The organism is Nocardioides ginkgobilobae (assembly GCF_054781275.1).
Genome location: NZ_BAAGUS010000017.1, coordinates 69,598 through 87,678, shown reverse-complemented (window position 1 = coordinate 87,678; position 18,081 = coordinate 69,598). Strand labels below are relative to the sequence as shown.

The 18,081-nt window shown below is 72.6% G+C and carries 13 protein-coding genes and 1 tRNA gene; 4 read left to right on the top strand and 10 right to left on the bottom strand.

Annotated elements, in window-relative coordinates; translation table 11 throughout:
* Window positions 1–201 precede the first annotated feature (201 nt).
* Window positions 202–1,809, top strand: coding sequence for a fused MFS/spermidine synthase (locus tag ACYVID_RS15195; RefSeq protein ID WP_460738433.1), 1,608 nt, complete (start codon window positions 202–204; stop codon window positions 1,807–1,809).
* Window positions 1,810–1,829: 20 nt separating this feature from the next.
* Here the strand turns inward: ACYVID_RS15195 and ACYVID_RS15190 are convergent, their stop codons facing one another.
* Window positions 1,830–3,425 (bottom strand): succinic semialdehyde dehydrogenase, encoded by a 1,596-nt coding sequence (locus ACYVID_RS15190; protein ID WP_460738431.1) that lies wholly within the window; start codon window positions 3,423–3,425, stop codon window positions 1,830–1,832.
* A gap of 11 nt (window positions 3,426–3,436) precedes the next feature.
* Complete coding sequence (locus ACYVID_RS15185; protein ID WP_460738429.1) at window positions 3,437–5,068, bottom strand: GMC family oxidoreductase; 1,632 nt, start codon at window positions 5,066–5,068, stop codon at window positions 3,437–3,439.
* A gap of 177 nt (window positions 5,069–5,245) precedes the next feature.
* Here ACYVID_RS15185 and pdxY point away from each other — a divergent pair, with 177 nt between their 5' ends.
* Window positions 5,246–6,097, top strand: coding sequence for a pyridoxal kinase PdxY (gene pdxY / locus ACYVID_RS15180; protein WP_460738427.1), 852 nt, complete (start codon window positions 5,246–5,248; stop codon window positions 6,095–6,097).
* Window positions 6,098–6,172: 75 nt separating this feature from the next.
* On the opposite strand, the gene ACYVID_RS15175 is transcribed toward pdxY, so the two are convergent.
* Window positions 6,173–6,248: transfer RNA gene (locus ACYVID_RS15175), tRNA-Thr, on the bottom strand.
* 152 nt (window positions 6,249–6,400) lie between these two features.
* Window positions 6,401–7,114, bottom strand: a complete 714-nt coding sequence (locus tag ACYVID_RS15170) for an SDR family NAD(P)-dependent oxidoreductase (protein ID WP_460738425.1) — start codon at window positions 7,112–7,114, stop codon at window positions 6,401–6,403.
* 66 nt (window positions 7,115–7,180) lie between these two features.
* Here ACYVID_RS15170 and ACYVID_RS15165 point away from each other — a divergent pair, with 66 nt between their 5' ends.
* Together ACYVID_RS15165 and ACYVID_RS15160 are read left to right on the top strand one after the other, a co-directional pair.
* A complete protein-coding gene (locus tag ACYVID_RS15165) occupies window positions 7,181–9,004 on the top strand; it encodes a glycoside hydrolase family 13 protein (protein WP_460738423.1) in 1,824 nt (607 codons plus the stop codon).
* Between the two features lie 41 nt (window positions 9,005–9,045).
* Window positions 9,046–10,245: a DUF4032 domain-containing protein gene (locus ACYVID_RS15160; RefSeq protein WP_460738421.1), complete on the top strand. Its 1,200-nt coding sequence runs from the start codon at window positions 9,046–9,048 to the stop codon at window positions 10,243–10,245.
* 103 nt (window positions 10,246–10,348) lie between these two features.
* On the opposite strand, the gene ACYVID_RS15155 is transcribed toward ACYVID_RS15160, so the two are convergent.
* The 6 genes from ACYVID_RS15155 to ACYVID_RS15130 all read right to left on the bottom strand — a co-directional run bounded on the left by ACYVID_RS15155 (window position 10,349) and on the right by ACYVID_RS15130 (window position 17,908).
* A complete protein-coding gene (locus tag ACYVID_RS15155; RefSeq protein ID WP_460738419.1) occupies window positions 10,349–10,918 on the bottom strand; it encodes a hypothetical protein in 570 nt (189 codons plus the stop codon).
* A 65-nt stretch (window positions 10,919–10,983) separates the two neighbouring features.
* The gene (locus ACYVID_RS15150) at window positions 10,984–12,786 is read right to left on the bottom strand and encodes a choice-of-anchor P family protein (protein WP_460738417.1); all 1,803 of its coding nucleotides are present in this window, start codon (window positions 12,784–12,786) and stop codon (window positions 10,984–10,986) included.
* A complete protein-coding gene (locus ACYVID_RS15145) occupies window positions 12,783–13,490 on the bottom strand; it encodes an ABC transporter ATP-binding protein (protein ID WP_300644012.1) in 708 nt (235 codons plus the stop codon). The genes ACYVID_RS15150 and ACYVID_RS15145 overlap by 4 nt, the downstream gene beginning before the upstream one ends.
* Window positions 13,487–14,380: an ABC transporter ATP-binding protein gene (locus ACYVID_RS15140; protein WP_460738415.1), complete on the bottom strand. Its 894-nt coding sequence runs from the start codon at window positions 14,378–14,380 to the stop codon at window positions 13,487–13,489. The genes ACYVID_RS15145 and ACYVID_RS15140 overlap by 4 nt, the downstream gene beginning before the upstream one ends.
* Window positions 14,373–16,415, bottom strand: a complete 2,043-nt coding sequence (locus tag ACYVID_RS15135; protein ID WP_460738413.1) for an ABC transporter permease — start codon at window positions 16,413–16,415, stop codon at window positions 14,373–14,375. The genes ACYVID_RS15140 and ACYVID_RS15135 overlap by 8 nt, the downstream gene beginning before the upstream one ends.
* The gene (locus ACYVID_RS15130) at window positions 16,415–17,908 is read right to left on the bottom strand and encodes an ABC transporter substrate-binding protein (protein WP_460738411.1); all 1,494 of its coding nucleotides are present in this window, start codon (window positions 17,906–17,908) and stop codon (window positions 16,415–16,417) included. Before ACYVID_RS15130 ends, ACYVID_RS15135 begins: the two co-directional genes overlap by 1 nt.
* Window positions 17,909–18,081: the final 173 nt, after the last annotated feature.

Sequence of the window (18,081 nt, the reverse complement as noted above, 5' to 3'; positions counted from 1 at the left end):
CGCATCTCAATCAGCAGCCAAGGCGCCCCAGGAGAAGCCGGGCGGCCAATCCACCGGAGCCACCAGCAAGGCGATCAAGGCTCAGCCACACCCGACCCTCCCGGGCCAGCCAAGAACTTACGGATCCAGGCTGAGACGGCTCCCCCAGCCGCGCGGTCGGCAGGCGCGGTCGGCCACCAGGCTCCTGCCAGGATCGGGGCCATGCAGCAACGACCCGACGGCCCGGCCGAGCACACCGGGCCCGGGGGCGACGCCCCGGGCGCCCCCGGCACGGGCACGGACGGCAGGGGCACCGGCACGGACGGCACGGGCATGTCGCACCGGACCGCCGTCGCCCTGGTGGCGGGCTCCTCGGCCGCGGTCCTGGTGGTCGAGATCGTGGCGCTGCGGCTGCTGGCGCCGTACCTCGGGCTGACCCTGGAGACCAGCACCATCGTCATCGGGCTGGCGCTGGCCGCGATCGCGCTCGGTTCGTGGGCCGGTGGCCGGGCGGCCGACGCCGGCGACCCGCGACGGCTGCTCGGGCCCGCGCTCGGGATCTCCGGGGCCGCGGTCGCGGCGACCCCGTCGGTGCTGCGGGTGGTCGCCGAGGGCGCCCCCGGGCTGCTGCTGCCGGTGGCCGCGCTGATGGTGCTCGTGCCCGGCGCCCTGCTCTCGGCCGTCACCCCGATCGCCACCAAGCTCCGGCTCAGCACGCTCGAGCGCACGGGCACGGTGGTCGGGCAGCTCTCCGGCATCGGCACGGTGGGGGCGATCGCGGGCACGGTCCTGACCGGGTTCGTGCTGGTCTCGCGCATCCCCGTCACCGCGATCCTGCTCGGCCTGGGCGTCCTGCTCGTGCTCGCCGCCCTCCCGTTCGCCTGGTCCGCGCGCCGCCACCCGGGCGCGCTGGCGACCGTGGGCGTCCTGGCGGCCGGGGGCCTGGCGGTCCCGTGGTTGCCCGGTGGCTGCGACGTCGAGACCGCCTACCACTGCGCCCTGCTCGAGGAGGACCCCGAGCGCGAGGGCGGCCGGCTGCTCGTCCTCGACGGGCTGCGCCACTCCTACGTCGACGTCGACGACCCCGAGCACCTGGAGTTCGCCTACGTCCGCGCCGCCGCGGCGGCCATCGACGCGACGTACGCCGGCGACGACCCGCTCGACGCCTACTTCCTCGGCGGCGGCGGGCTGACCCTGCCGCGCTGGCTGGCCGAGACCCGCCCCGGCACCTCGAGCACGGTCTCGGAGATCGACCCGGGCGTCGTGCAGATCGACCAGGAGGAGCTGCCGCTGCCCGACGGCGCCGACGTCGAGGTGCGCGTCGAGGACGCCCGCCTCGGGCTCGGCCGGATGGCCACCGACAGCGTCGACCTGGTGGTCGGCGACGCCTTCGGCGGCGTCAGCGTGCCGTGGCACCTCACCACGGAGGAGGCGCTGGGCGAGGTGTCCCGGGCGCTGCGCCCCGGTGGCACGTACGTCGTCAACCTGATCGACCACGGCGACATGGCCTTCGTGCGGGCCGAGGTGCGGACCCTGCAGCAGGTCTTCCAGCACGTCGTGGCCCTCGGCGAGCCGGGGACCGGGGTGCGACCGGCAGCCGGCGGGTCGCAGACCGGGGAGCCCGCCCGGCTCGGCCAGGGCAACGTCGTGGTCGTCGCCTCGGACTCACCCGTGGACCTCGACGCGGTCGCGGCCGGGCTCGAGCAGCGCGACACCGGCTGGGTCCCGCTCGCCGGCGCCGCCCTCGACGCCTGGGTGGGCGAGGCGATGGTGCTCACCGACGACCACGCCCCCGTGGACCAGCTGCTGACGCCGTACGCCACGGGCTGAGCGGCGTCAGCCGCTCCGGGTCAGCGGATGCCGAGCCGCCGCATCATCTTCAGCCCGCCGAGCATCCCCTTGACGTACTCGTCGTAGTCCTGGCCCGGCCGGGCGCCCATGACCTGCTTCTTGAGCACCGCGAGCTGCTGCACGTCGGTGTACTTCAGCAGGCCCTGGTCGCCGTGGCGGGCGCCGACGCCGGAGGCCTTCACGCCGCCCGAGGGCGTGCCCTTCGAGGCGAAGGCGGTGGCCAGGATGTCGTTGACGTTGACGTTGCCGGACTCGATCCGCCGCGCGACGGCGGTGGCCGCCTCGACGTCACCGCCCCACACCGAGGCGTTGAGGCCGTAGTCGGTGTCGTTGGCCAGGGCGATGGCCTCCTCGACGGTGTCGTAGGGGTAGAGCGACACGACGGGGCCGAAGGTCTCGACGGTGGCGTGGAGGGCGTCCGGCGGGGTGTTCTCGAGGATGGTCGGCTCGAAGAACGCCGGGCCGAGGTCGGGACGGGCCCGGCCGCCGGTGAGGACGGTGGCGCCCTTGGCGACGGCGTCCTCGACGTGCGCACGGACCCGCTCCATATGGTCGACGGAGACCAGGGAGCCCAGGTCGGGCCCGAAGTCGTACGCCGCCCGCACGTCCAGCGCCTCGGTGGCGGCGACGAACTTCGCCTTGAACTCCTCGTAGCGCGAGCGCGGGAGGTACATCCGCTCGATGTGCATGCAGATCTGGCCGGTGTTGCCGAACGCGCCGAAGATCGCCCCCTGTACGACCTCGTCGAGGTCGGCGTCCTCGAGCACGATCATCGGGTTCTTGCCGCCGAGCTCGAGACAGCAGGCGATGAGGTTGCGCCCGCAGCGCTCGCCGATCACGCGACCGGTCGCGGTCGAGCCGGTGAACATGACGTAGTTGGCGTTGTCGATGAAGGTCGGACCGACGTCGGGGCCCTCGCCGCACACGACCTGGAACAGACCCTGGGGCAGGCCTGCCCGCTCGAGCATCTCGATGCCCCACAGCGGCGAGAGCGCGGTCTTGTTGTCGGGCTTGAGCACGATGGCGTTGCCGGCCATCAACGCCGCGATGGAGTCGGAGATTCCGGTCGCGAAGGGGAAGTTCCAGGGCCCGATGATCCCGACGACGCCCTTGGGCATCCGCACCTCGGTCGAGGTGGTGAGGAACGGGACCGGGCCGCCGCGCGTGACGGGGGCCAGCAGCTTCTTGGCGCGCTTGAGGTAGTGCCCCATCACCATCGGCGGGTCGCAGGTCTCCTCGATCGCCATCCGGCGGTTCTTGCCGGACTCGACCTGGATCAGGTCCGCGGTGAGCTGGGCGTTGTCGAGGAAGAGCTGGTGGGCCTTCTTGAAGACCTTCAGCCGGTCCTCGACGCTGCGCCGCGCCCACTGCGCCTGGGCCGAGCGGGCCGCGGCGAACGCGCGCTCGATGTCGGCCGGGCTCGACTGCGGCAGCTCGACCAGCTTCTCGCCGGTGTAGACCTCGGTGAGGTGCCAGGGAGCCATCGAGCCGTCGCTGGAGACCCGGGCGACCAGCCGCGCGAGCAGCGCGTCGGTCACCGAGGCCGGTCGCTCGAGCCGGACGGGGGCGGTCGTCGTGTTCGTGGTGGTCGTCATGGACGTGCCTCTCAGCCGCGGCCGAGCACGAGGTCGGCCCCGCGCTCGCCGATCATGATGGCCGGCGCGTTGGTGTTGCCCCCGGTGATCGACGGCATGATCGAGGCGTCGCACACGCGCAGGCCCTCGACGCCGCGGACCTTGAGGTCGGGGGTCACGACGGCGGTCTCGTCGACGCCCATCTTGCAGGTGCCGACGCCGTGGTAGACCGAGGTCGCGCGGTTGAGGATCGCTTGGCGCAGGTCGGAGCCCTGCAGCGCCTTGCCGGGGTGGATCTCGTCCTTGACCGTGCCGCGGAAGGCCTTCGCCGCGAAGATCTCGCGGACCAGCTCCGAGCCCTCGGTGAGCAGGTCGAGGTCGGCGGACTCGGCGAGGTACGCCGGGTCGATGAGCGGCGTCGCGGTCGGGTCGGCCGAGGCCAGGCGCAGGGTGCCGCGGCTCTTGGGGTAGATCAGGGTCGTCAGGACCGTCAGCGCGGGACGCGGGTCCACGTCGTGGCGGATCGGCTCGTCCTGGTTGGGCGAGACGTAGGCCCACGGCAGCAGGTGCAGCTGCAGGTCCGGGACGTTGCCGACGGCCTGGCTGGACCTGAGGAAGGCGAGCACCTCGAAGACGGAGTTGGCCAGGAACGTCGAGCCGGGGCGCAGGACCTCCTTGGCCACGCCCTTGGCGAAGAAGAGCGGCTTGCCGCGCAGCTTCGACGTCGTGGTGTGGAAGGTCATCGCGTGGAACATGTGGTCGTGCAGGTTGTCGCCGACCGGGAGGTCCGCGACGACCTCGATGCCGTGGTCCTTCAGGTGCTGGGCGTGCCCGATGCCGGAGAGCATGAGGATCTGCGCGGAGCCGACGAAGCCGGCCGAGAGGATGACCTCCTTGCCCGCCCGGATGGTGCGCTCGGAGCCGTCCTTGTCGCGGACGCGGACCCCGGTGGCCCGGCCGTTCTCGATCACGACCTTGGTGACGAGCACCTGGGTCTGGACCTCGAGGGTCGACGGCGCGAGGTGGTGGATGTAGCCGCGGGAGGCGGAGTAGCGCAGGCCGTCGGCGGCGTTCTGCTGCATCCGGCCGACACCCTCCTGCGAGGCGCCGTTGTAGTCGTCGAGGACCCGGCAGCCGGTCACCTCCGCGGTGGCCTGGATGAAGTCGAGCGACCCCTCCTGCGGCGTCTTGTTGACGGTGACCCGGATCGGTCCGCCCTCGCCGCGGAACTCGTCGGCACCGCCCTCGTAGTCCTCCATCCGGCGGTACGCCGCGTTGACGCTGTCGGCGTCCCAGCCGGTGCAGCCCTCAGCGGCCCAGGAGTCGTAGTTGGCGCGGTTGCCGCGCACGTAGACCATCCCGTTGACCGAGCTCGAGCCGCCGAGCACCTTGCCGCGCGGCACGGGCATCTTGCGGTCGAGGATGTGCTTCTGCGGCACCGAGTAGTAGCCCCAGTCGACGGTCCGCTTGATCTCGGGGACCGCGTGCATCGGCCCGATCATGCCGGGCTTCTTGGTCAGGAACTTCTCGTCGGTCTTGCCCGCCTCCAGCACGATGACGCGCGCACCGGACTGGGCCAGGCGGCCGGCGATCGCCGCACCGGAGGAGCCGGAGCCGACGACGACGTAGTCAGCCTCGTTGGAGTAGGGAGCCTTCTTCGCCATGATCCACCCTTGACATACCGACGGAATGTGTCGGCGCTCACCCTACGCCAGAACTGGAACCTGTTCTAGTCGATCTCGCGGACTCTTCGCGGCTCTTCATGCGCCGGTCCCGTGGTCGAGCGGCCGAGGAACGCCAGCGACGAGGTCGGGCGCCGAGACCACCCCGATACTGGTCCCGTGCGCGTCCTCTCGATCCAGTCCTCGGTGGCCTACGGCCACGTCGGCAACTCGGCGGCCGTCTTCCCGCTGCAGCGGCTCGGCCACGAGGTGTGGCCGGTGCTGACGGTCCACTTCTCCAACCACACCGGGTACGGCGCGTGGCGCGGCCCCCTGCTCGACCCGGCCGACGTCGCCGAGGTCATCGCGGGCATCGACGACCGCGGAGCCCTCGGCACCGCCGACGCCGTGCTGTCGGGCTACCAGGGCGACCCGGCCGTCGGCGGGGTCGTGCTCGACGCGGTGGCCCGGGTCAAGGAGCTCAACCCCGACGCGCTCTACTGCTGCGACCCGGTCATGGGCGACGTGGGCCGCGGGATGTTCGTGCGCCCGGGCATCCCGGAGTTCCTGCGCGACACCGTCGTCCCGGCCGCCGACGTCATCACCCCCAACCACTTCGAGCTGGACTTCCTCGCCGGCACCACCACGCGCACCCTGGAGGACGTGCTGGCCGCCGTCGAGGTCGTCCGCGCCCGCGGCCCCCGGCACGTCCTGGTCACCTCGGTGCTGCACGACGAGGTGCCCGAGGGACACCTGGAGGTGCTGGCCGTCTCCGACGAGGGCGCCTGGGCGGTCACCACCCCGCTGCTGCCGATCACCCCCAACGGCTGCGGCGACGTCACGGCAGCGCTCTACCTCGCCCACCTGCACGAGACCGGCTCCCCCGCCGACGCCCTGGCCCGCACGACCGGCACGGTCTTCGCGATCCTCGAGGAGACCCTCGCCTCGGGCCACCGCGAGATCCGGCTCGTCGACGCCCAGGACGCGATCGCGGACCCGCCGGCGACGTTCACGCCGCGCCGGGTGCACTGAGCGCCCTGAACCCGGGGTCCGGCGACCGGAGTGCCGACGACGCGCCTGGCGCGTCGGGCGCACTCCGTTGACGCGTGGAGCCGCGTGACGGGGTCGAACCGACGACCTTCCGTTTACAAGACGGATGCTCTACCAGCTGAGCTAACGCGGCGACGCCCGGTCCCCCGGGCTCGCCGATCCTAAGGCCGGACGACCCCGCCGGGTTTGTCGGGTGACGTCAGGACCCGGAAGTCCGACGACGAAGGTCTGTCGTCGCGTGGCCGGGTTTGTCGGGTAGCCGACGAACCCGGACCGGTACGCCGATCAGCCCATGCCCCCGTCGAAGGCGAGGACCGAGCCGGTGATCATCCGGGCCTCGGGCGAGGCGAGGTAGACGATCGAGGAGGCGATCTCGTCGGGGGTGATCGCCCGGCCGGGCAGCATCATGATGAGGCGGTCCTGCACGCGGGCGTCGAGGTCGGGCGGGTAGGACGCGGCGACCTGGTCGACCAGCGGGGTGGCGACGGTGCCGGGGCAGACGGCGTTGACCCGGATGCCCTCCGGCGAGAGCTCGAGCGCGAGGGCCTGGGTGAGCTGGGTGAGCCCGCCCTTGGCGGCGGAGTACGCCGCGGAGTAGGGCTGCGGGATCCGGCCGGCCACGGAGGAGACGTTGACGATGCAGCTGCGCTTGGCCGCACGCAGGTGCGGCAGGGCGGCCTGCATGAGGAAGAACGGGCCCTTCAGGTCGATGTCGAGGGTCCGGTCGAAGACCTCCTCGGTGACGGTCTCGAACCGGCCGAACTGCACGACGCCCGCCACGTTGACCAGCACGTCGATGCGCCCGCCCTCGGCGCACACCGCGATGGCTTCGTCGACGGCCGCCTTCGAGCCGACGTTGCACTCGACGTACGTCACCCCCTCGGGGACGGTGGGGGCGATGTCCAGCCCGAAGACGGTGTCCCCCAGGTCGCGGAAGCGCTCCGCGGTGGCGAACCCGATGCCGGAGGCTGCCCCGGTGACGACGACGACGCGACTCATGGGCGCGAACCTAGAACACGTTCTAGTCCGGCGGCAAGCGCGCGCGTCATCGGCCACGATGACCCCATGAGCCTGCTGCACGAGCCCCACCACGACGGCTCCCCGCTCTACCTCGACACCGAGACCCCGGCCCTGGGCTGGCCGGTCAAGGTCCGCTTGCGCACCCACGCCGCGGACCCGGCCGGCGAGGTCGAGCGCGTCTGGCTCCGCACGACGTACGACGCCGAGCCGGTCTTCCACGCCTGCGCCCCGCACGTGCCCGACCCGGCGGTGGGCGCGGTCGGCGCGGACCCGGGCGCTCGCTGGTGGGAGGGCGAGCTGCCGGTGCACAACCCCGTCACGCACTACCGCTTCCTGCTGGCCCACGCCGACGGCACGCAGCGCTGGCTGACCGCGGCCGGCGTCGTCGAGCACGACGGGCCGGACGCCTTCGACTTCAAGGTCAGCGCGCACCCGGCCGCCCCCGCCTGGGGCCGGGAGGCCGTGGTCTACCAGGTCTTCCCCGACCGGTTCGCGCGCAGCGCTGCGGCCGACGAGCGCGAGACACCGCCGTGGGCCGTGCCCGCCGCGTGGGACGACGAGGTGGTCTTCGAGGGCACCGACCCGCGCACCCCGCTGCAGTACTTCGGGGGCGACCTCGATGGGGTCACCGAGCACCTCGACCACGTGCAGGCGACCGGGGCGACGGCGCTCTACACGACCCCGGTCTTCCCCGGCGAGAGCAACCACCGCTACAACGCCAGCACCTTCGACCGGGTCGACGACCTGCTCGGCGGCGACGAGGCCTACGCGCGGCTGGCCGAGGGGCTGCACGATCGCGGGATGCGGCTGCTGGGCGACCTCACCTCCAACCACACCGGCGACACCCACGAGTGGTTCCGCGCGGCGCACACCGACCCCGACGACCCCCACCGCGACTGGTACTGCTTCCGCCCCGACGGCTCCTACGAGTGCTGGATGGGCCACCACACGTTGCCCAAGCTCGACCACACCAGCGAGGCGATGCGCGCCGCGATGGTCGAGGGACCGGACTCGGTCGTCGCCCGCTGGATGCGCCCGCCCGTCGGCCTCGACGGGTGGCGGATCGACGTCGCCAACATGACCGGTCGCCTCGGCGGGATCGACGTCAACCACGACGTCGCGCGCGCCGTGCGCCGCACCGCCGAGGCCGAGCGCGGCGACGCCTGGGTCATCGGCGAGCACAACCACGACGCCTCCGCCGACCTCGACGGCGACGGCTGGCACGGCACGATGAACTACTCCGGCTTCTCCTGGCCGGTCTGGTCGTGGCTGCGCGACCCCGGCTCCCCCGCCCGTGCCTTCGGCCGCCCGCTGCCGGTCGCCCGCCGCGGCGGTCCGCTCGTGCACCGCACGATCCGCGAGTGGCAGGCCCGCTACGGCTGGCGCGCCACCGCCCAGTCCTGGAACATCCTCGGCTCCCACGACTCCGCCCGCATCCGCACCCTGACCGGGTCCGGCACCCTGCACCGGGTCGCGGCCGGGCTGCAGTTCACGCTGCCCGGCGTGCCGATGCTCTTCGCCGGCGACGAGATCGGGCTCGAGGGCGTCCTCGGGGAGGACTCGCGCCGCCCGATGCCCTGGCACCGCCGCGAGACCTGGGACGAGGCCACCCTGTCGACGTACGCCGCCCTGGCGGCCGCGCGCCGCGAGCACCCCGCCCTCGTGCACGGCGGCCTGCGGTGGGCGCACGTCGACGAGGACTGCCTGGCGTTCCTGCGCGAGCACCCCGCCGGGACCGTCCTGGTCGTCGCCCGCCGGGCCGCCGGCGCCCCGCTCGACCTGCCGCTGGCGACGACGCCCGAGCTGCTCCTGAACACCGAGCCCGACGGCCCGGTCGACGGGCCCTCGGTCACGCTCTGGGCGGTCTGAAGGCGGAGCCGGACCCGGGGCCACCGGCGTACCCTCCACCCATGCGGATCGTCGCCGCCCGACCCGACCCCGGCCTGGTCCGGCTGCCCTGGTCCACGCCGCTGGAGGAGTGGGGCACCGACGTGGTCGTGCCGCTGCCCCGTGGCCTGTCGCGGCACGTGGTGCGGATCGTGCGCCAGGGCGAGCGGGTGTACGCCGTCAAGGAGACGGTCGAGGAGATCGCGTTCCGGGAGTACCGCACCCTGCGCGACCTCCAGCGCATGGGCCTGCCCGCCGTCGTGCCCCTCGGGGTCGTCACCGGGCGCACCGACGCCGCCGGCGAGCCGCTGCCGGCGTGCCTGCTCACCGAGCACCTGCGCTTCTCGCTGCCCTACCGCAGCCTCTTCTCGCACGGCGCGACCGCGCAGAACCTGCCCTCGCTCGTCGACGCCCTGGTGGTGCTGCTCGTGCGGCTGCACCTCGCGGACTTCTACTGGGGCGACGTGTCGCTGTCGAACGTGCTCTTCCGCCGCAGCGCGGGCGGGTTCGCGGCCTACCTCGTCGACGCCGAGACCGGCGAGCTCAAGGACCAGCTCTCGCGCCGCCTGCGCGAGCACGACGTCACCGTCGGCACCGAGAACGTCTTCGCCGAGCTGCTCGACCTCCAGGCCAGCAACGCCGTGGCCGGCGAGGTCTCACCGCACGAGGTGGTCGAGATGCTCGCGCGGCGCTACGACGAGCTGTGGGCCGAGCTCACCGACCAGGAGGAGTTCTCCACCCACGAGATGTGGCGGATCGAGCAGCGGATCGAGCGGCTCAACGACCTCGGCTTCGACGTCGAGGAGCTCGACATCGTCACCGACCTCGACGGTGACCGCGTCCGCATCCAGCCCCGGGTCGTCGACCTCGGCCACCACCGCCGCGAGCTGCAGGCCCTCACCGGGCTCGACGTCGAGGACGCCCAGGCCCGTCGCCTCCTCAACGACATGGCCTCCTTCTCGGCACACCACGACCTCGGACGCGAGGACCGCGGCATCGTGGCCTCGCGCTGGCTCACCGAGATCTACGAGCCGATCACCCGCCTGGTCCCCAGCGGCCTGGGCGGCCGCCTGGAGCCCGCGGAGTTCTTCCACGAGGTCCTCGAGCACCGGTGGTACCTCTCCGAGCGCGCCGGGCACGAGGTCGACATCTTCGAGACCGCCCGCGACTACGTCGACACCGTCCTGGGCTCCAAGCCGGTCGAGGTCATCCCCACCGATTGAGCCCCGAGGGCTGGTAGCGACGAAGGGGGCCGCCGTCGTCGGTCCGCGCCCCGCGGCGCGTGCCCGGCCGAGCGCGGCGCCGCGCACCCCGCGACCGCGTGTCCTACGGCCTGCAGACCCGGCAGGCGGTGAGGTGGGCGGCGTTCGCGCCGGCGGGACGCAGGTCGTCGCGGTGGGCGATGAGCGAGCAGTCGCGGCGGTGCAGCGTGGTGCCGTCACCGGCGACGACGGGCAGCGCGTCGGTGTCGGTCTCCGGGGCGTGGATCGCCGCGGCCCGCGAGGTGACGTCGGCCAGCACGAGCAGGGTGTCGGCCAGGCGCTTGGAGGACTCGCGACCGTCGTCGGCGATCCGGGCCAGCCACGCCCCGAAGTAGAGGAACCCGCCCGCGAAGGTCAGGCCCAGGCCGAGCAGGCCGCCGGAGACCAGGTAGGAGATCTGGTCGTACTCGAAGGGCGTGTTGGCCGCGCCGTACCACCCCAGCACGATGACGACCAGGCCGAGCGGCAGCAGCACCGCACCGGCCCAGAACAGCACGACCTGGAGCAGCTTGTAGTTGTTGTTGACCACCGGCGCGGCGCCGGAGCCACCGCCCCGGGAGCCGGCACGCGGCATCGCAGCACCCGCGCCGAGGCGCGAGCCGGAGGCGGGGGTGGAGAGGGTGGTGTCGGTCATCGCGGGTCTCCAGTCGATCGTGGCGGTGGCAGGTGCTGCAGGTGGGTACGTCGGCGCGGGGCCGGTCAGGCCTTGCGGAGGTCGGGCAGGCCCGACTGCAGGCCGTGGGCGCAGGCGGCCCCGCCACCGAGGGCGAGGATGCCGAGGCGTCGGAGGTAGGAGCCGAGCACCGTCGCCAGGATGATGGCGCCGAAGAACAGCGCGCCCGGGATGGAGAACAGCTCGGGGAGCCCGGCGCCGGCAGGCGCTGCGTCGACCAGGGCGTCGTCGCCGATGGCGGGCTCGCCGCCGCCGGCCGCGGGGGCGTCGACCGGCGCGCCGGCTGCAGGAGCGCCGGGGACCCCGGCGGAGCCACCGACACCGGGACCGCCGCCGGAGACCGGCCCGTTCTGGCCGTTGTCGGTCTGTCCCGGCTTGACCTCGGGGATCTCGATCTCGGGGCTGGTGTCGACCGCCGAGGACGCGTTGCCGAGGGTGAGCACGAACTTCGGGGCGAGGTTGAGAGCAGCACCGAGCAGGCTCTTCAGCTGCGCCGCCTCCTCGGGGAACGGCAGGCCGCTGATCGCCTCGGAGATCTGGTCGATCGGCAGGACGTCGAGCTGACGGCGCAGGACGCCGGCGTCGATGACGATCTGCAGTCCGCCGACGGCGACCGAGCCCTGGTCCTTGTCGGTCTCCTCGGTGGGCTGGGGCAGCAACAGCTGGATGCCCAGCGCCTCGAGCGCCTGGTTGGGGTCGGCCGGCAGGCCCGGCAGGTCCTGGCCCTGCCCGGCGGCCTCGAAGCCGTCGGACCCGAAGCGGAACTTCTGGCCGGCGATGGTGAGGGTGCCGTAGTCGGTGACGCCGCGCGTGACGGCCCTCGCACCGTCACTGGTCACGGTGGCGGTCGAGACGACCCCGTCGAGGGTGATGACGCCGCCCAGGAGGCTGATCTCGCCGAGCGCGCTGCGCGAGGTCGCGCGCACCCGCTCGATCCCGTCCTCGCCCTCGCCGCGGGTCACGGTGGACGTGGCCCCCATGCCGCCGACGTCGATGAGGAGCGCGAGCTGCGCGGGGATCGGGCAGGCGACCTCCTCCTCCTCGGCGCGGTTGCCCTTGCCGCCGAGCGCGCCGGTCAGCGAGCCGAGGCCGTCGCCGAGCCCGGAGGTCACGGTGCTCAGGCCGGTGGTGAGGCCGGAGAGCCCGTCGAGACCGGGGATCGGCAGCCCGGGCAGGCCAGGCAGACCGGGGAGACCGGGGATCGGACCCTCCTCGCCGCCCTCGCCGCCCTCGCCGTCGGCCGGGGCCTCACCGGGTTGCCCGAGGCGGCAGTCGGTGGAGTAGCCGGCCGCGGCGGTGGTCTTCTCGGCCGAGGCGCTGGTGCGCTGGATGGAGCCCGGGAACTGCTCGTCGGACTGCGAGGCGGGGCCGGCCGGGTGGTTGGAGTTCACCTGGACCGGGTAGCCCTGCTCGGCGATCGGCCCGGCCAGCTCCGGCGGGAGCCCGAGGTTCTCCACGATGGTCTTGAAGCCCTCACCGACGGCGGGACCCGGCCACAGCAGCGACGCGCGCCCACGCGTGGTGGAGGAGTCGGCGACGACGGAGCTGTAGCCGATGTTGAGCTCGGCCTCCGGCTTGGCCGGGATCGGGATGGTCGGCTCGAAGATCTCCAGCCGGACCGGCGTGGACGTCGTCGTGGCGGCGTACCCGGCGAACTCCGGGTCCGCGGCGCGCACGGACGCGGCGGTGACCGGCGCGCTCGAGGGCGCCGGCGCCGCGGTGGCGCCTCCGGCCAGGGGCAGCGCGAGGGACACGACCGCCGAGGCGGCCAGGCCGGCCCCGAGGCGACGGGCGCGCGAGCGCCGGAGGACAGTGCGACGGCCGCTCATGCGGCACCTCCCAGGATGACGTCGGACATGGTCTCGAGGATCTCGTCGGGCTCGCCGGTGGCCACGACCCGACCGCCCGACATGACGGCGGCGTAGTCGGAGATCTTCAGGGCCGTGCGGGCGAACTGCTCGATGCACAGGATCGAGACGCCGGTCTCGGTGATCCGGCCGACGGTCTCGTAGAGCTCGTCGACGATCAGCGGGGCCAACCCCATGGAGAGCTCGTCGAGCAGCAGCAGGGCCGGGTCGGAGGCCAGCGCCCGCGACATCGCGACCATCTGCTGCTCGCCGCCCGACATCGTGCCCGCGAGCTGCTTGCGGCGCTCCTTCAGGCGCGGGAAGTAGGCGAAGGCGGTCTCGAGGACGGCCTCGGCCGGCACCCCGGCGTACGACATGAGGAGGAGGTTCTCCTCGACGGTGAGGTTCGGGAAGACCGAGCGGCCCTCGGGGATCGTGCACAGGCCGAGGCGGGCCAGCTCCTCCGGGCCGCCGGTGCGCACGTGCACGCCGCCGAGGTGGATGTCGCCCGAGGTGGGCTTCTTCTGCCCCGAGATGACCTTGACCAGCGTGGACTTGCCCGCGCCGTTGGGGCCGAGCAGCGCCATGACCGCGCCCTTGGGCACCGAGAGGTTCACCCCCCGCAGCACCTCGATGCGGCCGTACGCCGCGTGCAGGTCGACGATCTCCAGGATCGGCACGCTCACGAGCCCACTCCTTCGCGTGCGGCGGGGATGACCATCGTGTCGTCGGAGACGGCCGGCAGGTCGGTGACGGTGTGCGCGTCGGCGTCGGCGTCGGCGTCGTCCTCGTCGGAGTAGCCGAGGTAGGCCTTCTGCACCGCGGGGTCGCGGCGGATGGTGGCCGGGTCGCCCGAGGCGATGATCGAGCCGAAGTCCAGGACGTGGATGACGTCGCAGACCGCCATCACCAGGTCCATGTCGTGCTCGACCATGAGGATGGCGCGCCCCTCGGCGGCCAGGTCGCGCAGCAGGTCGCCGAACGCGTCGGTCTCGGTCTCGTCCAGGCCGGAGGACGGCTCGTCGAGCAGCAGCAGCTTCGGGTCGCCGGCCAGGCACCGGGCCAGCTCGAGCAAGCGCGCGGTGCCGGTCGGGATCGAGTCGGCGCGCTCGTCGGCGTACGCCGCGATGCCGACCCGCTCCAGCAGGGCGTCGATGTTCTTGCCGTGGCCCCCGGGGAGGAAGCCCTTGAGCACGCCGCGGTGGATGTCGGCGGCGACCTTGACGTTGTCGCGGACGCTGAGCGACCCGAAGGCCTCCAGGCGCTGGAACGTGCGGCCCATGCCGCGCTTGGAGCGCCGGTGGACGGGGGTCGAGCTGACATCCTTGCCCTGGAAGCGCACGGTGCCGCGGGTGGGCTTCTGCAGCCCGGAGATGACGTTGAAGCAGGTCGTCTTGCCCGCGCCGTTGGGCCCGATCAGCCCGGTGACGGTGCCGGGGTCGGCGGTGAAGCAGGCCTCGTTGACGGCCGTGACGCCGCCGAACTGCACGACCACGTGGTCGACCTCGAGCAGCGGCCCGTCGTGGCGGCCGCTCGAGCGGTGCGAACCCGCGAAGGTCTCGGCGAAGCTAGACACCGGCGGGCTCCTTGTTCTCTGCCGGTCCCTGGTCGGGGCCGGGGGTCGTGGCCGCACCGCCGCCGAGTCCGACGGTGGTCAGTGAGTGGTCGGCCGCGGCGTTGGCGTCGTGCTCGGCCCGGGCCTGCTCCCGCATCCCGCCCAGGCTGCCGCCGGGGACCGGGAGCACGGGGATCCGCTCGCGGATCCGGTTGCCGAAGCGGCGGTCGAGCAGGCGGCCGAGGCGGAAGAGCTGGTTGGCCAGGCCGTTGGGGTCGCGGGCCAGCAGGATCGCGCCCACGGCGATGACGACGAAGAAGAGGCCGGCGATGCCGGGGTAGTCGGCCTGGAGCACCGGGAGCATCATCAGCCCGACCCCGCCGAGCGCGGCGCCGGTCACCGAGGTGACGCCGAAGACGACCGCGAGCAGCAGCAGGGTGAAGGAGCCGAAGAACTGGAACTCGGCCGCGCCCACGGTGCCGCGCAGCCCGGCGTACAGCGCCCCGGCGATGCCGGCCATGCCGGCCGAGGCGGCGAAGAGGCCGACGCGGAACCAGCGCTGGTCCAGCCCGAGGGTGCCGCAGGCGGCCGGGCTGTCGCGCAGGGCGACGAGCATCCGGCCGAGCGGGCCGGCCCGGACGACGAGCAGCGCCAGGCCCATGAGGACGAAGAACACCGCCATCACCCAGACGTAGCCGGCCGTGGAGTCGACCTGGTAGCCGAGGATCGAGAGCCGCTCGGCCGAGAGCGAGCCGTTGAAGCCGAAGGCGAAGTCGGCCTGGAAGATCATCCGGTCCATGATCACGGCGAAGGCGAGCGTGGCCAGCGCGAGGTAGAGACCGGTCAGCCGGATCACCGGCAGCGCGACCAGCGCGCCGACCCCGGCAGCGACCAGGCCGGCCAGCAGCAGGCCGACGAGGTTGGGGCTGTCGATCTTGATGTAGGCCAACGCGCCCACGCCGACGAAGGTGATCTGCGCCAGGGAGACGTGCCCGCCGTAGCCGGTGAGCAGCACCAGCGAGAGCATCACGATGGCGTACGTCGCCGCCGTGCCGACCAGCAGCAGGTTGGCCTCGCTGAGGGCGCCGGCGACGAGGGCCACGCCCAGGAGCAGCGCACCGGACCACGACAGGGCCTTGAACGGGCTGGGCAGCGGCGCGGAGACGATGCCCTTGACCTGGCCGATGCGCAGCTGCGCCTGGGGCATCAGCACGATGACGGCGAAGAGGAACAGCGCCGGGACGACGTTGCGCACGGAGTTGAGCAGCCCGTCGGTGGGCAGGTAGCCCGAGGCGTAGGAGGTGACCAGGCCCAGCGCCATCGCCCCGACGAAGGTGAGCGGGAGGTTCTGCAGGCGGCCCAGGATCGCCGCGGCGAAGGCGTTGATGACGAGCAGCAGCAGCGCGAAGTAGTCCAGGCCCACGGTCGAGACGAGCAGGACGCCGGCGAGGGCCGCCAGCGAGGTGCCGATGGCCCAGGAGAGCGCGGCGACGCGCTCGGGCTGGCCGCCGAAGAGCTTGAGCAGCTCGGGGTTGTCGACCGAGGCGCGCATCGCGGTGCCGATGCGGGTGCGGTTGAGCAGGACGTAGAGCCCGACCGCCACCACCAGGGACAGCACGATGGTGAGGATCTGGTGGGCGGTGATGAAGAACCCGAACATCTCGTAGGAGGTGCCGGCGAAGAACGGCTGCACCGAGCGGGCCTCCGGCGGCCAGACCTGCTGGGCCAGGCCCAGCGTCGCCACGAGGATCGCCACGGTCACCACGAGGGAGACCGAGACGGGCGCGTCACCCAGGCCGCGGGCCACGAAGCGCTGGAGGAACCAGCCGATGGCGGGCGCGACCACGAAGAGCACCAGGAAGAGCGCCAGCAGCGTGGGCATCCCCTGCCGCACGCTGAAGTCCCAGAAGACGAAGGACAGCAGCATGCCGAGCGCACCGTGGGCGATGTTGAAGACGCGGGTCGTGGAGTAGGTCAGCACCAGCCCCGAGGCCGCGATGGCGTACGCCGCCCCCGAGACCAGCCCGAAGATGGTGAAGGCCAGGAACGAGCTCATCAGGAGACCTCCGTGACGCCTGTGCAGGTGTACTTGGTCCCACCGATCGGCACCCACTTGCCGCTCTTGACCTGGACGAAGCGCCAGCAGTCACCGGTGCGCTTGGGGCCGACGCTCTGCGGGGCGTGCATGCCGTTGGCGGTCCACTTGTCCACGCTGCGCAGCGCCTCGACCAGCGCGGGGCGGGAGAGCTTGCCGCCGAGCTTGGAGGCCTGCTCGACGAACAGCCGGGCCGCCGACCAGGCGAAGAGGCCGAAGAAGTCGGGCGTCGCACCGGGCTTGGTCTGCTGCAGCCAGCTCGTGTAGAGCTGCATCTCGGAGTTGGTGGATGCCTCCTCGAAGGGCACGAAGTTGATGAAGGCCACCGTGCCCTCGGCCGCACTGCCGGCGCCCTCGACGTAGTCGGGGTGGTAGGCGGTCGGGTCGACCACGAAGACGTCGGGGTCGTAGCCCTGCTGCTCCATGGCCTGCGCCATCCGGACGTACTGCGGGATGCCGCCGAGGAACTGCACGTGCCGCGCGCCCTCGTTCTTCAGCTCCTGGACGTACGGCGCGTAGTTGAACTCCGTGGTGTCCACGCTCTGCTGGTAGACGAACTTCATCCCGCGCTCGGTCATGGCCTTCGGCTGGAGCTGCCCGTTCTCAGCCGCTGCGCCGGCGCTGAGGTAGACCATCGCGGCGTTCTGCGCGGCCTGGGGGAAGTTCTTCTTCAAGAAGTCGGGGACGGCGTTCTGGAACTGGCTGGCGACCGTCGACTGGGCGCCGAAGCAGGTGCTGCACTCCGAGCGCGCCCCGGTCACCGCGGTGGAGCGGATGTCCGGCAGCCCGCAGCCCTCGGCGGTGGAGGCGCCACCGGAGTCGAAGGCCGACATCGAGCCGACCATCGCGAAGACGTTGTCGCACCCGTCGACGTAGTTGCGCTGGTCGGCGCTCGCGTCGGTGCGGGAGTCGTAGTTCTTCAGCTCGATCGAGCGGCCGCAGATGCCGTCGGGGTTGCTGCGGTTGTAGTAGGCGACGAAGGCCTTGACCGCGTCCTGGGCCGATTCGAAGAGTCCCGGGACCGGGCCGGAGATGTCGGAGGCGTTGCCGATGGTGATCGTGCTGTCCGTGATGCCGGTGGTGTTCTTGAACCCCTCGCAGCTGCCCGTCGGGATCGGCGCGTCCGCGCCGGGGCCGCCGGCCGTGCCGCCGGTCGAGCCCCCGGTGCCGCCGCTGCCCGTCGTACCCCCGGAGCCCGTCGTGCCGCCGGTCCCGCCGGCACCGCTCGCGTCACCGCCCACCGCGCCGGGCACGGAGCCGTCGGCGGCCACGACCTGGCCGTCGGGGCCGACCACGACCCCCCCTGCACCGAGGGTGCCCCCGGCGCCGGCCACCTGGCTGGGGTCCAGCTGCGAACCACAGGCCGCCAGGAGGAGCGCCATGCTCGCAGAGGCGACCGAGAGAGCCGCGCGACGGACGTGCGTGCGGGTGCGGACCGGGTGGGTCACGGACACCAGACCTCCTGGGGTGATGAACAAGGTTCACATTCGTGGGAATAAACGACCACCCGGGTGAAAGGTGACGCCTCCCACACAGGCAAAGGGGTGGCGCAGCCCACAGCCAGGACCGTCTCACCAAGTGGAACACGTTCTAGTTTTTCATGCGAGTGCCGAGCCGGAAGTGGCAT

Coding starts and splice junctions, on each gene's coding strand:
- ACYVID_RS15165 (WP_460738423.1), top strand. CDS start 7,181: ATGAGCCTGCTGCACGAGCCCCACCACGACGGCTCCCCGCTCTACCTC.
- ACYVID_RS15170 (WP_460738425.1), bottom strand. CDS start 7,114: ATGAGTCGCGTCGTCGTCGTCACCGGGGCAGCCTCCGGCATCGGGTTC.
- ACYVID_RS15155 (WP_460738419.1), bottom strand. CDS start 10,918: ATGACCGACACCACCCTCTCCACCCCCGCCTCCGGCTCGCGCCTCGGC.
- ACYVID_RS15185 (WP_460738429.1), bottom strand. CDS start 5,068: ATGGCGAAGAAGGCTCCCTACTCCAACGAGGCTGACTACGTCGTCGTC.
- ACYVID_RS15190 (WP_460738431.1), bottom strand. CDS start 3,425: ATGACGACCACCACGAACACGACGACCGCCCCCGTCCGGCTCGAGCGA.
- ACYVID_RS15195 (WP_460738433.1), top strand. CDS start 202: ATGCAGCAACGACCCGACGGCCCGGCCGAGCACACCGGGCCCGGGGGC.
- ACYVID_RS15150 (WP_460738417.1), bottom strand. CDS start 12,786: ATGAGCGGCCGTCGCACTGTCCTCCGGCGCTCGCGCGCCCGTCGCCTC.
- ACYVID_RS15160 (WP_460738421.1), top strand. CDS start 9,046: ATGCGGATCGTCGCCGCCCGACCCGACCCCGGCCTGGTCCGGCTGCCC.
- ACYVID_RS15135 (WP_460738413.1), bottom strand. CDS start 16,415: ATGAGCTCGTTCCTGGCCTTCACCATCTTCGGGCTGGTCTCGGGGGCG.